General features: G+C 64.6%; 11 protein-coding genes and 1 pseudogene. 4 read left to right on the top strand and 8 right to left on the bottom strand.

Annotated elements, in window-relative coordinates; genetic code table 11:
- Positions 1-116: 116 nt before the first annotated feature.
- Positions 117-4,178 carry an FtsK/SpoIIIE domain-containing protein gene (locus tag PV768_RS03265; protein ID WP_421092276.1) on the top strand — a complete coding sequence of 1,354 codons (4,062 nt, stop codon included), beginning with the start codon at positions 117-119 and terminating at the stop codon, positions 4,176-4,178.
- A gap of 22 nt (positions 4,179-4,200) precedes the next feature.
- Here the strand turns inward: PV768_RS03265 and PV768_RS03260 are convergent, their stop codons facing one another.
- Positions 4,201-4,581: a hypothetical protein gene (locus PV768_RS03260; protein WP_321216269.1), complete on the bottom strand. Its 381-nt coding sequence runs from the start codon at positions 4,579-4,581 to the stop codon at positions 4,201-4,203.
- Between the two features lie 338 nt (positions 4,582-4,919).
- On the opposite strand from PV768_RS03260, the gene PV768_RS03255 reads away from it, so the two are divergent.
- A complete protein-coding gene (locus tag PV768_RS03255) occupies positions 4,920-5,168 on the top strand; it encodes a WhiB family transcriptional regulator (protein WP_015937605.1) in 249 nt (82 codons plus the stop codon).
- Between the two features lie 122 nt (positions 5,169-5,290).
- On the opposite strand, the gene PV768_RS03250 is transcribed toward PV768_RS03255, so the two are convergent.
- The 4 genes from PV768_RS03250 to PV768_RS03235 are packed head-to-tail and all read right to left on the bottom strand — an operon-like array spanning position 5,291 to position 13,645.
- Complete coding sequence (locus PV768_RS03250) at positions 5,291-6,757, bottom strand: PAS domain-containing sensor histidine kinase (protein WP_321213935.1); 1,467 nt, start codon at positions 6,755-6,757, stop codon at positions 5,291-5,293.
- A gap of 28 nt (positions 6,758-6,785) precedes the next feature.
- Positions 6,786-11,639 carry an NAD-glutamate dehydrogenase gene (locus tag PV768_RS03245; RefSeq protein WP_421092275.1) on the bottom strand — a complete coding sequence of 1,618 codons (4,854 nt, stop codon included), beginning with the start codon at positions 11,637-11,639 and terminating at the stop codon, positions 6,786-6,788.
- Positions 11,640-11,696: 57 nt separating this feature from the next.
- The gene (locus tag PV768_RS03240) at positions 11,697-13,004 is read right to left on the bottom strand and encodes an AAA family ATPase (RefSeq protein ID WP_421092274.1); all 1,308 of its coding nucleotides are present in this window, start codon (positions 13,002-13,004) and stop codon (positions 11,697-11,699) included.
- On the bottom strand, positions 13,001-13,645 hold the full coding sequence (locus PV768_RS03235; protein ID WP_421092273.1) for a hypothetical protein: 645 nt from the start codon (positions 13,643-13,645) through the stop codon (positions 13,001-13,003). The genes PV768_RS03240 and PV768_RS03235 overlap by 4 nt, the downstream gene beginning before the upstream one ends.
- A 155-nt stretch (positions 13,646-13,800) precedes the next feature.
- Here PV768_RS03235 and PV768_RS03230 point away from each other — a divergent pair.
- Both PV768_RS03230 and PV768_RS03225 read left to right on the top strand, forming a co-directional pair.
- Positions 13,801-13,917, top strand: a pseudogene (locus PV768_RS03230) (helix-turn-helix domain-containing protein); the annotation flags it as partial.
- 138 nt (positions 13,918-14,055) lie between these two features.
- Entirely contained in the window at positions 14,056-14,295 is a 240-nt protein-coding gene (locus tag PV768_RS03225; RefSeq protein ID WP_421092272.1) for a helix-turn-helix domain-containing protein, read from the top strand.
- 5 nt (positions 14,296-14,300) lie between these two features.
- Here PV768_RS03225 and PV768_RS03220 read toward each other — a convergent pair whose 3' ends face one another.
- Genes PV768_RS03220 through PV768_RS03210 form a run of 3 tightly spaced genes read right to left on the bottom strand, consistent with a single transcriptional unit; the run spans position 14,301 to position 18,510 of the window.
- A complete protein-coding gene (locus tag PV768_RS03220) occupies positions 14,301-14,903 on the bottom strand; it encodes a DUF6262 family protein (protein WP_421092271.1) in 603 nt (200 codons plus the stop codon).
- Positions 14,900-17,410: a hypothetical protein gene (locus tag PV768_RS03215; protein ID WP_421092270.1), complete on the bottom strand. Its 2,511-nt coding sequence runs from the start codon at positions 17,408-17,410 to the stop codon at positions 14,900-14,902. The genes PV768_RS03220 and PV768_RS03215 overlap by 4 nt, the downstream gene beginning before the upstream one ends.
- Positions 17,407-18,510, bottom strand: coding sequence for a tyrosine-type recombinase/integrase (locus PV768_RS03210; RefSeq protein WP_421092269.1), 1,104 nt, complete (start codon positions 18,508-18,510; stop codon positions 17,407-17,409). Before PV768_RS03210 ends, PV768_RS03215 begins: the two co-directional genes overlap by 4 nt.
- Positions 18,511-19,095 lie beyond the last annotated feature (585 nt).

The following is a 19,095-nucleotide window of genomic DNA, read 5'->3' as shown; positions in this document are numbered from 1 at the left end:
CGGGCCCCGTCGAATCGAAGTGCCCCTGCCACTTGTCCACATAGAAGATTTAGGCCGTGTTCCACACCATGCCAATTGCCTAGCGTGGATTCAAAGGCACCGAAGGATTCACGCCCATGACACTCCACTGCACACTGGTCCGCAGCCCCCACGCGCTTCCGGCCGGGCCGCCCATGGAACTTTCCATTACGGCACCACCGGGCACTTCCGGCGCAAAAATCCACGCCCGGCTGGTGGAGAGGTTCGGCACGGGGGCGGTCTCTATCGGCGGGGATGACCTGTGTTCCATGAGCCTCGGCAAAGCACCCCTTGTGAATGGCGCCATCCTGGTCGACGGCGGGAGCCAGCCCCCCAGCCGAAGAAGGCCGAGGAGTCCGGCTCCTGATCCCGCTGCACCCATCGCGCTGGCTGTGCACACCGGCGCCGGAGCAGGCATCCTGGTCCCCCTGAGGCGCGGCACCTACACGATAGGCAGAAGCAATACGCGCATCGTGGTTCCCGATCCTGAACTCTCCCGCGAACATGCCCGCCTGGTGGTCACCGAGAAGGACATCATGATCGTTGATCTGGAGAGCGCCAACGGCACCTATGTGGACGGCGGACGGGTCCGCCATGCGCGCGTCACCACTGACTCCACCATCCGCTGCGGCAACACGGCAATGTCGCTCGTCTTCCTGGACCTGCCTGACAAGGCACTGGCCGACGCCGGCACGTCAGTTAAGGAGCCCCTCACCGTTCCAGGCCTCACCGAGTCCGGCAATCGCGGAATCCTTCTGCTCACCGCAGTGCTCCCCCTGGCCATCGGCATAGGACTCACGGTCCTCACAGGAATGTGGATGTTCCTTGCTTTCGCGGCCGTCTCAGCAGTCTCCGTACTCATCCCGCTGGCGACGGGCCGCCGCCAGGCGCGCGAGTTCGCACAACGGATCCAGTCGGCAGTGGAGGAGGACCGGAAGCGGCGGCAGCGGGCGGGGCCCTCCCTCCCGCTGCTGATGCTGGCTGCCCGCCACGGGCAGGTTGCGCCTTCGCGGGCCGAGGGGAACGGCAGGGTGTGGCTTCGCCTCGGGCAAGCGGCCCAGGAAGCCTGTCTGAAAGTCGAGTCGGGGACCGCGCCCCGCATTGTTCCGTCAGTCGGGGAAGTCCCCGTGCTGCTGGATCCGGATCCCCCCAACACCACGTTCCGCGGGCCTCGGACCGTGGCGGAGGCGATGATCAGGTCGCTCGTCATGCAGTTGGCAGGCTACCCGTGTGGCAGCAGGACCCGCATCATCATCTGCGGCCCGCTGGAAAGTCTTCCGCTCCCTGCCCGCTTTCTTCCCGGCGTGACCCTCGCAGGAACCCGGCGTGCCGGCATGAAGGCACTCGCGGACGGCTTCGGCTCCACCTATGATCACGGTGTCCTCCTGTCCATCGAAGCGTCACACATGCACGAGGACGGACTACGGGAAAAGGCAGCAGGGTTGGGCTGGCAAGTGCTCCAGTTTTGTGAGCCTGACACCGTTCCGGGTGTCCCCGAAGTGGTACTCGCCGAGCGGCAGTCGTTCCTGCGGGAAACGGGGCGCCGCATTGCGTTCGTCCCGGACCTGGCACCCGAGGACGTGTTCAGCAGCTTCTGTCGGCAGGTAGCGGCCTCTCCGAGGCCGCCGGAGGGCCAGGAGCGCCCGGTCCCGTCTGCCTGCGCACTGGACGAACTGCTGCCGATCACTCCCGCAGACACTGCTGCCCGCTGGGCTGCGAGCGCCGGCGTCCGCGGTCTAGGCGTTCCGCTGGGACTCGGAGCAACGGGGCCTCAACTTCTTGACCTGCTGAATGACGGGCCCCACCTGCTGGTGGCGGGAACCACAGGCTCGGGCAAATCGGAACTGCTCCGAAGCCTGGCGCTGGCGCTGGCGCTCACCCACCCCCCGGACAGGGTCAATTTCCTCTTTGTCGATTTCAAAGGCGGATCGGGCCTGGGTCCGCTGGCGGGCCTGGTCCACTGCGTCGGCGTCCTGACGGACCTGTCCACCCACGAACTCGAACGGACCCTCGCATCACTTCGGGCGGAAATCAGGGTCCGGGAGGAAGCCCTCGCCGCTGCCCGGGTTCCGGACCTCACCGCCTACCGTTCCACACGCGCATCCCTTAGTTGTCCCCTTCCCCATCTGGTCATCGTCATCGACGAGTTTCGGATGCTCGTGGACGACGCTCCAGAGGTAATCCGCGAACTCATGCGGATCGCTTCCATCGGGCGCTCGCTCGGTCTGCACCTCGTCATGGCAACCCAGCGTCCCCAGGGAGCGCTGACCGCCGACATCCGCGCCAACGTCACGTCCAGCATTGCGCTTCGCGTCCAGTCGGAGATGGAGTCCCACGACGTCATCAGGACCGCGGCGGCGGCCGACATCAGGCTGGCAACTCCGGGGCGTGCCTTTATCGCCCGCGGCATGGAGGAGCCGGAGGAATTCCAGGCGGCAGCAACTGGAGCGTGCCGTGCCATGGCAGTCGAAGAGACGGAGATACAGCTCGCCACGGAGTATCTGGAGGCCGTGGGCGAAGACACCGCGGCCACCGCCGGCACCGCAGACCTGACACCGGCAGAAGCAGCAGCTCCCCTCGTCTCGCTGGTTCGAAATCTTTGGGCCTCGCAGGCAGGGGCAGCACCACGGCCGCCGGTTGCCCCTCCCCTGCCCCGGAAGCTCACTCAGCCCCAAAGGAAGATATCCCGTGGCGGCCTGACCGCCGGGGCAACGGCGAAGGACGGCACCAGCCAGTGGACCATTGATCTGGGCCTGGTGGACTTGCCCGAGCGCCAAGAGGTGACGGCCCTGCTGTGGAGACCCGCAAAGGACAGCCACCTCGCCTTTGTCGGAGGTCCGGCGTCCGGCGCGGCGGAGGCCCTTGACCTGGCCGCCCGTGAAGTGGCCGGTCATACAGCGGAATCACACTGTTATTTCCTGGACGCCGGCGGATCCTTCCTCGGCCTGGCCGCGCACACCCGGACGGGGGCCCACGCAGGGCTGCACGAGCTGCGGCGTGCCGTCCGCATACTTGAACGGCTGGCCCAGGAACTGGCCAGCCGCCTGAACCGGGCTGACAGCTGCGTTCCGCTTGTCCTTGTGATCTCCGGCTGGGGGTCCTGGGTATCGGCTTTTCGGGCAGGACCGCTGGCCTGGGCCGAAGACCTTGTCCAGGATCTGGTCCGCGACGGCGCCAACGCCGGAATCACGGTCCTCATCTCCGGTGAGAGGGAACTGGTTACGGCCCGGTTCTGCGGATCACTTCCCAACCGCATCTACTTCCCCGCAGGCTCCAATGAGGACAGCCGAATGGCATGGCCAAAGATGCCTTCCATGGCCCCGGTCAAAGGCAGGGGCGCGGCCTTCGGGCCGATCGTCGGCGGCCCAGGAGCCGTCTGCCAGCTCTTCGAACCCGCTTCGGCCAGTGCAGCGCAGGACGGCACCAGCCCGGACGAAGTCGTTGCGGCGGGGACCCGGCCTTTCCGGGTTGAGCCGCTTCCCTCCCTGGTATCAGTCCCGGAGGTTGAGGCTTTGGCTGCCGGGATGGATGACGTCGGAGCGACGGTTCCCGAAGCGCCGCTTGCGAATGGGAAGGGACCACGCCGGATTGCCGGCGACGCCCACTCGCGGGACCTGCTCCTGGGCGTTGGTGGCGATGAACTTCAACCTGTCGCCGTTCGGATTCCGGCCGGAGGCGTCTTCGCCGTCCTCGGTGGAGCCGGTTCAGGAAAGACGAACGTCCTGCGTACCCTGCAGGCTCTGAACCCGGCCGCGGGCCGGTGGACCTGCCCGGACGGCGGCACGGACCCGGAGGAATTCTGGAAGTGTTCGCTGGCCAAGGCCAGGGAGGGGGAACTGCCGAGGGCGGCGGTGCTGCTGGCAGACGACATTGACCTCTTGCCTGCCGGCGCCTTACAGGACCTGTCTGAGTTGCACGCCCTCGGCCACCCTGTGGTCCTGACCGCAAATTACAGTCCCTTGCTGCTTCAGCGCGTTCCGTTGGTCATGGATTGCCGGGCCGCCGGACGGGGACTCCTGCTGTCTCCGCGGTCCGCTTCGGAGGGCGACCTGTTCGGGGTCCGGTTCGACATCGAGCCGGATCCCCCTGCGGGCAGGGGGATGCTGATATCCCGGGGGCGGTCCTCCCCGGTCCAGGTTGCCTGGGCAGGGACGGAATAACAGGACCGGGCGGCAGAACCTGCTAGAGTGCCGGCGTCCCCCCACCGGTGCGCGACGCATAACTGATCACCTTGCTTTGGAACAGAAGGACGATGGCAGTGACGGCCGGAACCAGCATTGCCAGCCCGGCTAGCAGGAGGCCGCTGCTGACCGTTGGAAATCCGATGGTCAGAACGAACAGCTGCGCTACAAGGGCAGCAGCCCGGGTCCAGCGGAAGCCACGGTTCAGGAAGAGGGCCACCGCATACAGCCAGGCGGAGAAGGCAAGCAGGAGTACAAGGGTGAACACAGCTCCCCAGAATGACAGGACAGGGCTCCCCGCCAGCAACTGGTAGCCGTACCACCCCGCCGCGACCAGGAGGGCAGTGGCCTCCGCGGCCACTACCAGGGCCACCACAAGCACCGCCGCGGGCCGGCCACCCGGGCCCTTATCGTGCTGGCCGTTTCGGCCCTGGCCGGGGTCCGGTGCGGGTGAAGGGGGCTCTGCTGGGTTTACCGGGGGTCTTGACACACTGGCACCCTACCGGACATAGTCGGACAGTGGTGAGGGCCAGCAGCGCCGGTGTGATGTATCGCTCAGCTTTCGGGGGATATCAAGCGTTATTACCCCTTGTTTACACAGCGTTAACATGACAGGCTTGATTCAGATGACCAAGGGGGCCCCGCCGGGCCCTTTTCCTTTGTAGCTACTAGTGAATAATTTCACAAGGGCTCTTCCCAGAAATGGAGCAACTGATCAGCATGGATTGGCGTAACCGCGCAGCGTGCCTCGAAAAGGACCCTGAACTCTTCTTCCCCGTCGGGAACACCGGGCCTGCCCTCCTGCAGATCGAGGAAGCAAAGAGCGTCTGCCGCCGGTGCCCCGTTGTGGATACCTGCCTGCAGTGGGCCCTCGAGTCCGGCCAGGACGCCGGCGTCTGGGGCGGCATGAGCGAAGACGAGCGCCGGGCGCTGAAGCGCCGCGCTGCCCGCGCCCGCCGCGCTTCCTGATCCCACCGGAAACCTCCAGGCACAAACAGCCCCGGCTGCAACCTTCCAAGGCTGCAGCCGGGGCTGTTCCAGTTGTTCCTCCTCGGTAGTCCGGCTCCGGCAAAGGTAGCCGGGCTCCCGACCTACTTCCCGGCGAGGCTGAGGCGGATCTCGACGGCAGTGCCGCCGCCCTCCCGTGGCCGCCACTGGATGGTCCCGCCCAGTTCGCTCGTCACGAGGGTCCGTACGATCTGAAGCCCCAGCCCCTCAACGTGGGGTGTGTCAGGAAGCCCCACGCCGTCGTCGGCAATGGTGACGGTGAGCTCCTCGCCGTCATCCCCTTCCGACCGGTCAGCGATCAGCGAGACCGTTCCGGCCCTTCCCTCCAGTCCGTGCTCCACGGCATTGGTTACCAGTTCGTTGATGACCAGGGCCAACGGGGTGGCGAGGTCGCTGGGCAGCTCGCCAAAGGTGCCGGAGCGTTCCGTCCTGACCTGTTGCGAGGGCGAGGCGACTTCCGCGGAAAGACGGAACTGACGTCCGATCAGTTCATCAAAATCCACGCTCTGGGTGAGGCCCTGGGACAGGGTCTCGTGGACGAGCGCGATGGTGGCCACCCGCCGCATCGCCTGCTCCAGGCCCTGTTTGGCTTCGTCGCTGACCATGCGCCGGGACTGCATGCGCAGCAGCGCCGCCACGGTCTGGAGATTGTTCTTGACCCGGTGGTGGATCTCCCGGATAGTGGCGTCCTTGGTGACAAGCTCCATTTCCCGCCGACGCAACTCGGACACATCGCGGCACAGGACCAGCGCGCCGAAGCGCTGCTGCTCGTCGCGCAGCGGAATCGCGCGCAGGGACAGGCTCACCCCCCGGGACTCGATCTCACTGCGCCAGGGCATCCGGCCGGTCACTACGAGGGGGAGCGTCTCGTCCACCATGCGGCGGTCCTTGAGGAGGCTGGCGGTCACCTCCGCGAGGGACCGGCCCTCAAGGGATTCCCCGTCACCCAGCCGCCTGAAGGCAGAAACACCGTTGGGACTGGCGTACTGCACGATGCCTTCTGCATCCAGCCTGATCAGCCCGTCCCCCACGCGCGGCGCACCGCGCCGGGAACCCGTAGGCGACGCGAAGTCCGGCCAGAGCCCCAGCGTGCCCATCCGCAGCAGGTCATACGCGCACTGGCGGTAGGTCAGTTCGAGCCGGGACGGCATCCGCGAGCTGGACAGGTCCATGTGCGTGGTGACCACGGCAAGGGTGCGCCCGTTGCGGACCATGGGGACCGCCTCCACCCGCAGGGCCATGTCACTGCTCCAGTTCGTTTCGCTGGAGCGTTCGATGGAACGGCTGTTCCATGCCTTGTCCACGAGCGGCTGCAGGTCGGACCGGATGCCCTCGCCCACGAAGTCGCCGTGGAACACCGTGTGCGTGGTGGAGGGCCGGACATGCGCCAACGCCACATACCCGTGGTCAGGGTGCGGGAACCACAGCGCAAGGTCCGCGAACGCCAGGTCCGCGACCATCTGCCAGTCCCCCACCAGGAGGTGCAGCCACTCGGCATCGCCCGGCCCAAAATCAGCATGTTCCCTGATAGGGTCCGTAAAGATTGCCACTGCACCTCCATTTGCGACGCCGGCTTGGCTAGCGTCGAACGATTGACCTCAAGAGCCTCAATGCTACCGACAGTGACGCCATATCGTCGGCCTCAAGTGAATTGACCTCGTCGAACATGGACTTGGCCCGGCTCAGCTGCTCGGCATTTTGAGCCTCCCAGTCCTTCAGGCGGGCCTCCGGCGAGTCGCTGGCAGCGGTGGCGTCCAGCACCGCCATCGTCATGTCCGAGATGGTGGAATACAGGTCATCCCGCAGGGCCGCCCGAGCCAGGGCCTGCCACCTGTCCTGCCGGGGCAGGCTGCTGATCCGTTCCAGCAGCGAGTCGGCGTGGAACCGGTTGAAGACGGTGTAGTAGACGGCCGCGATTTCATTCACAGGCTCCTTGCGCCCATGCGCGATCTTGGCAATGTCCAGCAGCACGAAGCTCTCGAAAAGCTCCGCCCATCGCAGGGCGAGGCCTTCCGGCAGCTCCCATTCACGCGCTGTCTCCAGCCAGCCTGCCACCCGTTCCCGGTCATCACCCCGCAGGTAGTCCAGCAGGTGGGCCCGCATCGGCTCCATCACGGGTTTGAACTCCGACACGACGTCGGCTATCGGCCGGGAGACCGTGCCCTGGCCCAGGAGCCAGCGGACTGCACGGTCAAGCAACCGCCTGATGTCCAGGTGGACGGCGCTCCAGTGCTCGGTGGGGAAGGACGCCGGCAGGCTGTTCAGCTCCCCCACCATGTGGTCCAGCTCGTAGATCTCCCGCAGGGCCACGAATGCCTTTGCCACCGCTGCTTCGCTGGCCGACGTTTCCTCCATCACCCGGAACGCGAACGTGATGCCGCCGAGGTTAATCATGTCGTTGGCAACCACAGTGGCAATGATCTCGCGCCGCAGCGGGTGGGTGTCCAGTTCAGCGTCAAAACGCTCCCGCAGCTGCGCGGGGAAGTAGGCGCGCAGCGTCTGCCTGAACCAGGGGTCGTCTGCCAGGTCGCTTTCCCGCAGTGCCGTCGCGAGCTCGATCTTGGCATACGCGGCGAGTACCGACAGTTCAGGAGATGTCAGCCCCTGGCCCTGCTGCAGCCGCTCCCGGAGCGCTTCGGTGGAGGGAAGCGCCTCAAGGTCCCGTTTCAGGTCGGCCGTCTTCTCGAGCCAGTCCATCAGCCGTTCGTAGCTCGGGCTCCACTCGGCCACCTTGGTCCGGTCGTTCAGCAGCAGGATGTTCTGGTCAATGTTGTCTTCAAGAACCAGCCGGCCCACTTCGTCGGTCATCGATGCAAGGAAGCCGGAGCGTTCTTCCGCCGACAGCTTTCCGGCAGCCACCATCCGGTCCACGAAGATCTTGATATTGACTTCGTGGTCGGAGCAGTCCACGCCGGCGGAGTTGTCGATGGCGTCCGTGTTGAGGATGACACCCTGCAGCGCCGCTTCAATGCGGCCGCGCTGTGTCATGCCGAGGTTTCCGCCTTCGCCCACCACCTTGACGCGCAGGTCCCGGCCGTCCACCCGGATCGCGTCGTTGGCCTTGTCCCCCACCGAGGCGTTGGTCTCGGTGCTCGCCTTGACGTAAGTCCCGATGCCGCCGTTGTAGAGCAGGTCGGCGGGGGCAAGGAGGACTGCGCGGAGGAGTTCCGGCGGGCTGAGTTCGGTGGTTTCGGCCGGCAGTCCCAGCGCCGTGCGGACCTGGGGCGAAACCGGGATCGACTTGGCCTGCCGGGCGAAGACTCCGCCGCCTTCACTGATGAGCGACTTGTTGTAGTCATCCCACGAGGACCTCGGCAGCTCGAACAAACGCTGCCGCTCCGCAAACGAGGCTTCCTCGTCCGGGTTGGGGTCGAGGAAAATGTGGCGGTGGTCGAAGGCCGCCAGGAGGCGGATGTGGCGGGACAACAGCATGCCGTTACCGAAGACGTCCCCTGACATGTCCCCCACGCCCACCACGGTGAACGGCTGGGTCTGGGTGTCCAGGTCGAGTTCGCTGAAGTGGCGTTTCACCGACTCCCACGCACCCCGCGCCGTAATGCCCATCGCCTTGTGGTCGTACCCCACGGATCCGCCGGACGCGAATGCGTCCCCGAGCCAGAAACCGTACTCGGCAGCGAGCCCGTTGGCGATGTCGGAGAACGTCGCGGTGCCCTTGTCGGCAGCCACCACGAGGTAGGAATCGTCGTCGTCGTGCCTTACAACGTCCGACGGCGGCACGAGCCTTTCGCTGTCACCCTCGGTGAGGAGGTTGTCTGTGATGTCCAGCAGGCCCCTGATGAAGGTCTTGTAGCTTTCGATCCCTTCCGCCATCCAGGCGGCGCGGTCAACCGTGGGGTCGGGAAGCTGCTTGGCAAAGAAACCGCCCTTCGCCCCCGTAGGCACGATGACGGCGTTCTTCACCGTCTGCGCTTTCACCAGCCCCAGGATCTCGGTGCGGAAATCCTCGCGGCGGTCGGACCAGCGAAGCCCGCCGCGTGCCACCTTGCCGAAGCGGAGATGGACCCCCTCCACCCGCGGCGCGTAGACCCAGATCTCGAACATGGGGCGCGGGAAGGGCAGGCCCTCAAGCCGGGCGGGATCGAGTTTGAAACTCAGGTGAGGCTTGTTCTGGTAGTAGTTGGTCCGGAGCGTCGCCTCGATCAGGTTGACGAACGTGCGGAGGACCCTGTCGGCGTCGAGCGTCTCCACCCTTTCAATGGCCAAGTCCAGGTCCTTGCGGGCGGACGCCTGGGCCTCATTGCGCTCTTCGTCGTTGAGGGAAGGATCGAAGCGCGCGGCGAAGAGCGCAGTCAGCCCCTTGGTCACGCGGGGGTTGGCCAGCAGGGTATCGGCCATGAAGCCGAAGGAGTTGGTGTTACCCATCTGGCGCATGTACCGCGCGTAGGCCCGCAGCACGGTGATCTTCCGCCACTGCAGACCCTCGCGCAGCACCAGCCGGTCGAAGCTGTCCGACTCGGCTGCACCCGTCACTGCAGCGCCGAAGGACTCGGCAAGGAGCTGGCCCGTGGAGACCGGGTCCACCTTTGCCGGGTACTTCAGGCCAAGGTCGTACAGGAAGAAGTCGCGGCGGTCCGCCGTTTCGATTTCGAAAGGCCGCTCGTCCAGGACCTCCAGTCCGAGGTTGTGGAAGTACGGCAGGATCTGGCTGAGGCTCTTGGGCTCCAGCATGTACAGCTTGACCCGCGCGTCCTCCTCCAGTGTTGCCCCCGCACCTTCCGGGAGATAGACGTGCACGCCGGGGCGCTCCTGGACAGTACCTTCAGCCCGCTCCGCGGCGGCACCGTACTTCTCGAACCGTGCAATGTCCTCGAGTGCGTCCTCGACTTCGTAGTCCACCCGGTAGCTGGCGGGAAACGCTTCCGACCAGATGGCGGCAAGCTCCTTTGCCTCAGAAACGTCCCGCCCCTCGCGCAGGACCTCCGCGATCCCTTCGCTCCAGGAGCGGGCAGCCCGCACAAGGCGCTTCTCCAGCTCCTCCGCATTGACGTTGCTGATGTCTGCGTTCTTGGGCAGCCGGATGCGGAAGAACAGGCGGGCCAGCGCCGACTCCGTCATGCGGGCTTCGTAGTCAATGGAGACGGCCTGGAACGTTTCGCGCAGCTCCTGCTCGATGCGGAGGCGAACGTTTGTGGTGTACCTGTCCCGTGGAAGATAGACGACGGCGGACATGAACCGGCCGTAGATGTCAGGCCGAAGGAACAGCCTGGTGCGCCGACGCTCCTGGAGTTTCTGGATACCGAGGGCAGTGGCGGCTAGGTCCGGGACCTCAATCTGGAATAGCTCGTCCCTGGGATAGGTTTCCAGGATGCCCAGCAGGTCCTTGCCGGAGTGGGAGTCCGGGGGAAAGCCGGCGCTTCGAAGCACCGCGTCAACCTTCTCGCGCACAATCGGAATATTCCGGACGGAGCCGGTGTAGGCGCTGGTTGCCAGGAGTCCGATAAAGCGCCGCTCGCCGTTGACATTCCCCGCGGCGTCAAAGCTCTTCACACCGATGTAGTCCAGGTAGGCCGAGCGGTGGACGGTGGAGCGGGAGTTTGCCTTCGTGATGACCAGGGCGCGTTTTTCCCGTGCCTTCTTCCGGCCGGTGTCCGTCAAGTGCTGAATGTGGGGCGAGTCGGTGGAGGGCCGCAACAGCCCAAGGCCGCTGTCTTCACGGAGCTCCAGGACGTCTTCCCCGTCAACGTTGACCAGGTCGTATTCCCGGTAGCCCAGGAAGGTGAAGTTCCCGTCGTCGAGCCAGCGAAGGAGGTCCTGCGCCTGCCGCAGTTCGGCGATTTGCGAGGAGTTGGCTGTCTGGTCAAGGCTTTCCGCAATTTGGATGGCCTTCTGGCGCATCTTTGGCCAGTCCTCCACGGCGGCGCGGACATCCTTGAGGACCCGTTCAAGGCCTTCGAGGAGGGAGGCTTTCGCGTCTTCCGAGACGCGGTTGATCTCGACGGCGATCCAGGACTCCATGTGCGAGGCGTTCTCACCCTGGGCAATGAGGTGGGACAGGCTGGGCATGGCGGCCGTGTCGCCGCTGGAAATCCCAAGGTGCGCCGGGACCCTGCTGACCTTGGTGAGCTCGCCGCTCTCCCTGTTCCGGGTAGCCACGAAGAGGGGGTGGATGACCAGCTTGATGGCGGCATGCTGCCGGACGAGTTCGGCGTTGACCGAGTCCACCAGGAAGGGCATGTCATCTGTGACAACGAAGACCACGCTGCTGTCTTCCTCGTCCGCAATGGCGACCTTCGCCTGGCCAGGCCTCCGGACGGAGGCGATCTCCCGGTGATAATCGGCACGGGCAACCAGCACGTCCCGGGGGTACGTTCGGGCGTCTTCTTCGGCTAGGTGCTGGTAGTAGTCCCCAATGAAGCCCTCATCGCCTACAAGGGAAAGGGGCTGATCCTCCACGCTGGATCCAGACGACATCGACAAACGCCTCCATCACAAGATATTCGCTGCACCCTTGCAGCTCTTATGGCGAGCCTAGTCCTTCGCCCGGCGCCGTGCTGTGGAAGAAAATACAGAGGATTTCCGATTTTGCTGGTCGGATGCACAAACCAAATTGCGGATGGCGTGGCGGAGGGACGAATCTGGAGCAACCTCAAGCAGCAGGGACCCGCCCAACAGTGCGGCATCCGCCGCAGACACGTCGTAGGGAAGGAAAGCCTTAAGCTCAGACGCGGGACCGTACCGCTCCCAGGCATCCATCAGCTGCCGCTCCGGCCCTCTGCCTACCGACGAGGCGCGTACGCGGTTCATCACAACAATGGGTGATGCCTGCGGAACAGCCAACTCGAGCTCTGCGAGGCCACGGACCAGCCTCGGCACTCCCACCGGGTCCGCGGCACCCACAGCGTAGAGCGTGTCAGCCAGCTCGAGCGACCGCAGCGTGGCTGCGTTCCGCCGCGGGGCCAGCGTATCGAAACTGAGTTCTTCGTCCGCTTCAAGGCAGAACCCGGCATCCACCACCACGACTTCCGCAATCTCCCGGGCGCGTTCGAGGACCAGCGCAAGGGCGGAGGCCCGGAGCTCCGTCCAGCGGTCCGCCCGGGTAATCCCGGTAAGGACCCTGAAGGTGCCCGCTTTGGTTGCCACTGGCGCGGCGATCTTCTCGAGCGCCTCCCTGTCCAGCAGGCCCTGGTCCGCGAGCCTGCATGCCTGTGCCAGGCCCGCCGACTCATCGAGGAGGCCCAGGACAGCCGCGATGCTGGCGCCGTAACTGTCGGCGTCAACAAGAAGCACGGCCGTTCCTTCCGCAGCCAACTCACCGGCGATATTTGCAGCAACGGTGGTCCGTCCGGGAGCTCCGGCCGGCCCCCAGACCGCAATGATCCTGCCCGGACCCGGTTCATCCGGCCCCGCCGGCGGCTCGGCCTGGACGGACTTCAGTGCAGCCCCGGGGTCAGCCGGGCCGCTTCTCCGGGCAACACCTGGCCCCTGCCCTGTAAGTTGGGCTACCGCCTCTGCGATCCTGTCCGAGAGCGCCGCGGACTCCACGCCGGTCAGCGCTGAAGCTACCCCTATCGACCGCAGCCGGGCGGCTTCGTCGGCGTTGTCAGTCAGGGCAATGATTGCCACCCCAACTGCCGAAAGCCTGTCCACGAGCGAGGAAGTCAGTCCTTCGGACCCGTCCGCCACAACCGCAGCCCTGGCCAGGCCGCTTTGGCACGCCGCCAGAAGTTCGGGAAGTTCCGTGCACCTCCTGACCACCGTTACCGGTCCATGCAGGCGCTCGAGCCCGCCCACCAGATCGTCCCTGCTCTGGCCGACGGTAACTACCGGGATGCTCACCTGGCACCGCCGCCCGGGTTCCAGACCACAGAGATTTTCGCCTCGTTGGCCTGGGCCCCCAGAAGGGCCGGCATTTGACCATCCTCCACCAACACCATCAGGACGGTGGTTTTTGATGAGCCCAGAGCCGTCGAGCCGGAAGTTACTTCCGCGATCTCAGCGCCGGGAAGGAGGAGTTTCGGTTCACTGAATCCGTTGCGGGCATCCGGCTGCGCAACCCAAACGTCCACCCTCGCGCCGGCGACGGCTTGCGTCGGGAGGGTTTCCTCGATGGTGAGGGCTACCGGCTTCCGGTCGAGTTGGTCGACTGAGCCAAGGCTGGCGCGGGGCACCAACTGGTCCTTGCCGATGCGCTGGACCGCCACCACCCCTTCGGGGATGCCTGATTCGGCCGTAATATACTGCTCCTCCGTCTCACCCAGGCGCACCTTTGCGCGCACAACGTTATCCCGGGTCAGCCTCTCCCCTACGGCGATGCCGTCACGGGCCGCATATACCTCGGTGGTCCGGTCCGCGCTGCCGACAAGGAACACAACACCCGCCACGGACACCAGGACCAGGAGGACACCTACCAGCAGGCGGGGGTCCTTCCATGATGGCCGTTTCAGCCTGGCCGCCGTGGCAGATGAATCAAGAACCATGAAAATTTCTCCCCCTATGTGCGCCGGCCCTGCTCGCCGTGTCCAAACACCCTCATTGTTACCGCCGTGACGCTGGAACGAAAGTCACGATGCCAAACAGGGCCAATCTGTGGATAACAGCAGCATAAGGTCCCATTCGATGGCAAAATGGAGGCATGCCAAGGTTCCTAACGCTCGCAGATGTCGCCGAGCAGCTTCAGATCAACTCGCCGGCCGCGTACGCGCTGGTCCGCAGTGGAGAACTGAAGGCCATCCAGGTGGGCGGGCGCGGTTATCTTGCTCAGCCAGTTGGGTCGATGCAATGCTTTGCCGGAATTCAGGGGCAGAGGGTCTGATGGCGGCGACTGATTTGTGCGAGGGTCGTGAGGATCGTAGGGCCTGGTTCGGTAGTCTTTGGGGCGTGATGTTCTGTGGCTGAGAAGCGATTTTTGGCGTTGGCTGATGTTTCGGAGATTCTGAATATTTCCTCAGCCCAGGCCTATGCCCTGGTGCGATCGGGCGAATTGCCGGCGATCCAGGTCGGGGGCCGAGGTCAGTGGCGGGTTGAGTCGCGCCTTTTGGAGGAGTACATTTCCCGGGGCTATGAGAAGACCGCGGAGTATGTCCGTGCGCAGTCCGCCGAGACCCGACCCGTGCCGGACGAGGTCTAGCGCTTTCAGGGTCTTCGAGATTCGAGCTCCGTGACGGGTGATGTCTCGTTCCGTTGTTTCATCATGGTCCTGTTGATGGACTGCGCGGCGCGCAGCTGATCGTTCAGGTCTTCGACTCTGGCTTCGAGGATTGAGATGGCGGTGCGGGCCCGGTCAGCGCTCTCCCGCTCTGCGGTGAGTTCGTTTTCCAGTTCCGTGATGTAGCTCGCCATCTGCTCCGGTGTTCGGCCAGCCAGTGCCTCGGCCAGGTTGGTATGCACCGCCCGCTTGTAGTCATCGCGTTGTCGGCTGACGGCGGCGAGCCGCTCTTGGAGCCGCAGGAGTTCCGTCACGGCGCCTTTTGGGGTCATCCCTGTTTGCTCGTGTCCTTCGGCCCATGCTGCCCGTTGCTGGGCGGCGGCGCGGGTAACCGTGGTTTTGAGCTCGGGAGTGTTGTAGATCAGCCAGCGGCTGACGCCGGCTGTCCTGGCTACTGAGGAGACCGTGAGGAGCTCCGGGCCTTTGAGAAGTTTGGCCGCCGCTTTGCGGACGCTGGCGTGTTTAGCTTTACTTTCCTTTTTCTTGGCCGCAATGAGCACGGCAACCGCTACCTGCCGTTTTTCGCTCACGTTCGGTTGCCGGTGCTGACGGGGGTCAATGGCAGCATTCGGCGCCCTCCTGCCGCGGTGTGAGGCGGTGCCGCGGCAGGGATCTGCTGCAGCAGCGTGACGGCGTCGTCGATCGCGGCCCTGTCTTCAGGAGTAAGCCTTGATTTTTCCTTCACGAGTGCGGTGCGCATTCGCTTATAGGAGCTGATCTCCTCTTTGAGTGACTGGTGGACCCAGGGTTCGGCGATGTCCCCGGCTGAGGCCAGGTCGGCGGTAAGGGCGACGATATGGGCATCGATCTGGGGCAGGTGGGAGAGGTTGGCGCGATAGTACTGGCAGCCGCCGCATTTGTTGCGGACGGGGCATGATTGTCCGGCTGCTTTCACGTTGCTGGGTTCGGTGCAGAGCCCCAGTGGTGTTGAGACGGATTCCCGGACATAAGCTGCATAGTCTTTGGGGCCGTGGAGCAGTCCCCGGCGGTCGATGGTGGTGCTGTTGACGGTCTCGATGGCCTGACGCTGTCGTTCCCTGGTGATCTTGATGTATTCCGTGGAGGTGGTGAAGCTTTTGTGGTTCATCAGTTCTTGGATGACGTCGGGAGGGGTGCTGTTGTCGCTGAGCCGTTGGGCGTAGGTGTGGCGCCAGTTGTAGAGGCCCATCCGGGAGCGAGTGAGGAAGTCGGCTGGTCTTGCTGGGTCGTCTTGGACTTCGGGCAGGTCTCGGATCCTGTCGATCCAGCGCCAGTAGTTGGTGTGGAAGCCGGTGGGCGTGATGTGGGTCCTGGACTGGGGACCGTAGGGCCTTGGCGAAGGGAACAGGTAACCAACGGCGTCGGGGTGGATGTTCTCGATTGTCCCGAGCGCATTCTGCCAGGTCTGGATAACTCGGGCCGTGGAGCGGTGGATGGGAAGTTCCAGCCCGTATTCGGCCGTTTTGTGGCTGTCGTAAATGATGTAGGGCTGGCCGTCATCGGTTTCCCGCAGGGTGTCGCGACGAAGCGAGTAGATTTCAGTCGGCCGCCGGCCGAGGTCCCGCATCAGTTGGTAAATGGTCTGCAGCATAAGGTTCTGGGAGGCCCGGGTTCGTCCGGCCGGAACGGCATAGGCCGGGTCCACGGCGAGCAGTTCCAGGTTCGCATCAAGAATCCTGATGATGTGGTCCGGGACCGCTTTTCCGGGGTTCTTGTGCGGTCCTGCCGTCGGCAGGGACTCTGCGGTGATGAACATGAATCGGGCGCTCACCCGGGCCAGAATCTCCAGGTCGCCTCCATTGCGCAGCATCCGCTGGAAGAGCTTGAAGTAGTCGTACTTGACAGAATCCGTGCGAGGTTCGCCGTCGGCGCCGGTGAGGTGACGGTATGCGTCCACGACCGCGTTCGCGTCGGCCCGGGTCAGCTGCTCGGGCCGGGTTCCGTGTGGCCGGCGTGCCAGAGCGTCCGAGGCGACCTGAACGGTGCGAATGACGTCGCGGACCTGATCGGCTGCGAGGTCGAAGTGGCGGCAGTAATCCTTGGCTGCCCGACGCAGCCAGTCCACCGTGATGGGACGAAAATCAAGAGTGCCTTTGGAGCAGATTGTGTGGGTTGTCCGGTCCTTGCGGAGGCCGATGACCGCGGCGTCCCAGATGTCCTCGGAGCGCATGTCCCGGCCCGAGTGACGGTAGCGCCAGCGGGCGGCGAGCAGGCCGGCGTGCCGGAGGAAGCCGACGACGCCGGCGTCGGGTCGTGGCCGGGCCTGTTCGGTGTCCAGCAGCCGGTGGATGGAGCGGGCGCGGGTTTCCATGGCCACGCGGACGATCCTGCGCATCGTGGCAGGCAGGATCCGGTATGAGTTCCGGTCGCGTTCCTGGAGGACGAGCAGCAACTCCGTGCGAAGGATCGGTGGCAGATCGATGAAGGAGAACTCGTGACGGTGGTAGCGGATGTCGAGGGGACGTTCGACGGTGATGAAGGCTTCGTGGTCGACACCGAGTTTGGCGAGTTTCCGGAACATGGCGTGGTGCCACAGGCACAGACCGGACGCGCGCTGGTTCGATTCCTCCCTGCAACCCCGCGATGCGCACGCCTTGCCGGGAGGAAACATCTCTTTCTCCGCCGCGGCGAAGTCTTCGATGGTGGGCCGTTGCTGTCCGTTGTTAGAGCTGTGGTGCCAGCGTGCGTAATGCCGGTGGCAGAGTCCCTTGATCATGCCCATGGCCCGGCAGCCCTGCCCGGCTGAGCCGACTATGCAGCGCGGTGGGTTCGGGTCCAAGGCCCGGCGCCGGGTGGGCGCAGGTTCAGCATCTGGTTCGCCGCCCGTGCAGGAGAGGCAGAGACGACCTGTGACGGTTGCGACCCGGGGGCACCCGGGCGTGGGGCAGGCGTAGATTCCGGTCAGCGGGTTGTCCGGGTCTGCAGCGAACAGCCATAGCCGGGCGTTCCATTCCTCTGAACGCCACGGGTGTTTCAGCATGGATTCCAGATAGGCGAGGTATGAACCGGCCTCGGGCACCGGTGATTCACGGCGCAGGAAGTCGGCGGCAGCTGTCACTGCGGTGCCTCCCGGCTTGGCATTGTGCTGTCAACCGCGTTGCGAAGCTCCTCCTGTGCAGGATGCAGATAGATGGAGGTCGACGCCAAAGACCGGTGGCCCAGCAATGCCATGATGACATCCGGATCGACCTTGGCCCTCGCCCAGCAGGTGGCTGCGGTATGCCGGAACTGATGGGCCTTGACCGGCAAATTCGTGGCCTTCCCGATAGCCGTGAGCATGCTGTGAAGCCCCGAATATCCCAGCGGTGCCGGGTTCTTACCCGCAGTCGACAGGAACACTGCGTCGGGCTGGTGGTGGCCAAGGGAACTGTATCTCTGGGCCATGTAGGCGGCGTGCACCTCGCAGACATCAGCCGGAGCCGGGACATTTCGCTCATAGGGTGACTTGGCCCAGGCCCCGTTCGGGTTGCTGCGCCTTTCGATGTGGACGTGGGGCCCTGGAATTATGCAGCCCACATGACCGGAGTCGGGCAGCATGTGCATGTCTTCCAGTCTCAGTCCGAGCGCTTCACCGGCACGCAGTCCGCACCGCAGCATCAACAGGATCAGAAGCCTGTCCCGGGGCCGTTCAACCGCTCCGAGGACGCGTTCAGCCTGCGACGGCGACAGCACAACCGGTCGGCGATGTATCTCCCGGGCCTTGAGCAGCCTAGCTGGAGGAGGAGTCTTTCCGGTTCCCGCCAGAAACAGCGGCGCTGCACCGTGCTGCCGCTCTTTCACTGTGGCCTGCAGCGTGTCAGTTCCAAAACCATGCGCCACCGCGTAACGGAGGAACACCATCACGGCCGTCAGATGAGCATTGACCGTCCGGCCCGATAGGCGGCCGCCTTCGGCGTCCTGCCGTTCAAGATGGGCTTTGTAGGCTGCCAGCCGATGGAACCGCAGAGTCTTCCAGAAAGAGTCAGTCTGCTCGCACCAGGACAGGAACCGTGCCAGCCTTAGCTGGTAGGCCTTCTGCGTATTTACCGCCCGCCCCGAATGCGCCAGCCACAGGGCGTAGCCGCGGCATTCATCACTCAGGCGGAACCGATCATCCACCACAGCCCACACCCTGGGGCCCTCCTCCGCTGCAATTGCGACCGCATAGAAAACCCGCATAAAACGCAACCTATCCAGTCCCAATAACGTCAACAACCACCATCAGATAACAGCGGGATTAACTGTATCCAAACGGATGCGAAGAGCTATTCCCCGGGATCCGGGCGTCTGCAAACAGAGGGTTAATGAAATCGCACTTCCGGCTGCCACCATGTGGCCCATTTGAGGAACCCTGACCAGGACTGTTAGCGCTAAGGGAAGCCTTTGAACCTGGTTTCCGACCAAGCGTCCACGCTCCACGTAAACTGATGCGCAGCGAGCAATGGGGGATTGATGCAGCCGGATGATTTTCACCTCACGGACGGACTCCGGTTGCCCGTTATTAAGCCTGCCGGGGAAGACCCGGCGTGGGACACACTGCCCCAGAGGCGGAATTTGCGGGCCAGGTCCTGGAAATACAGCGCGATTTTGGTCTTGACCCTTGTTGTGTCAGCGATCCTTTTTTCCTTGGCATCCAAACCATTTTGGGGAGAGTTCCGCCCCGTATCCGCGGCGGTTCTAAGCACCAGGGAATTTACGGTGTTAAGGGGCGGTGCAAACTGTGATGTCTTTCTTGGGTTCACGGTGGGATCGGAGCAAAGGACG

The organism is Pseudarthrobacter sp. CC4 (genome assembly GCF_048957775.1).
GTDB lineage: Bacteria > Actinomycetota > Actinomycetes > Actinomycetales > Micrococcaceae > Arthrobacter.
Note: the sequence above shows the minus strand (reverse complement) of the source record. Positions and strands in the feature narration are given on the sequence as shown.

Coding starts and splice junctions, on each gene's coding strand:
- PV768_RS03245 (WP_421092275.1), bottom strand. CDS start 11,639: ATGTCGTCTGGATCCAGCGTGGAGGATCAGCCCCTTTCCCTTGTAGGC.
- PV768_RS03265 (WP_421092276.1), top strand. CDS start 117: ATGACACTCCACTGCACACTGGTCCGCAGCCCCCACGCGCTTCCGGCC.
- PV768_RS03235 (WP_421092273.1), bottom strand. CDS start 13,645: ATGGTTCTTGATTCATCTGCCACGGCGGCCAGGCTGAAACGGCCATCA.
- PV768_RS03210 (WP_421092269.1), bottom strand. CDS start 18,510: ATGCGGGTTTTCTATGCGGTCGCAATTGCAGCGGAGGAGGGCCCCAGG.
- PV768_RS03255 (WP_015937605.1), top strand. CDS start 4,920: ATGGATTGGCGTAACCGCGCAGCGTGCCTCGAAAAGGACCCTGAACTC.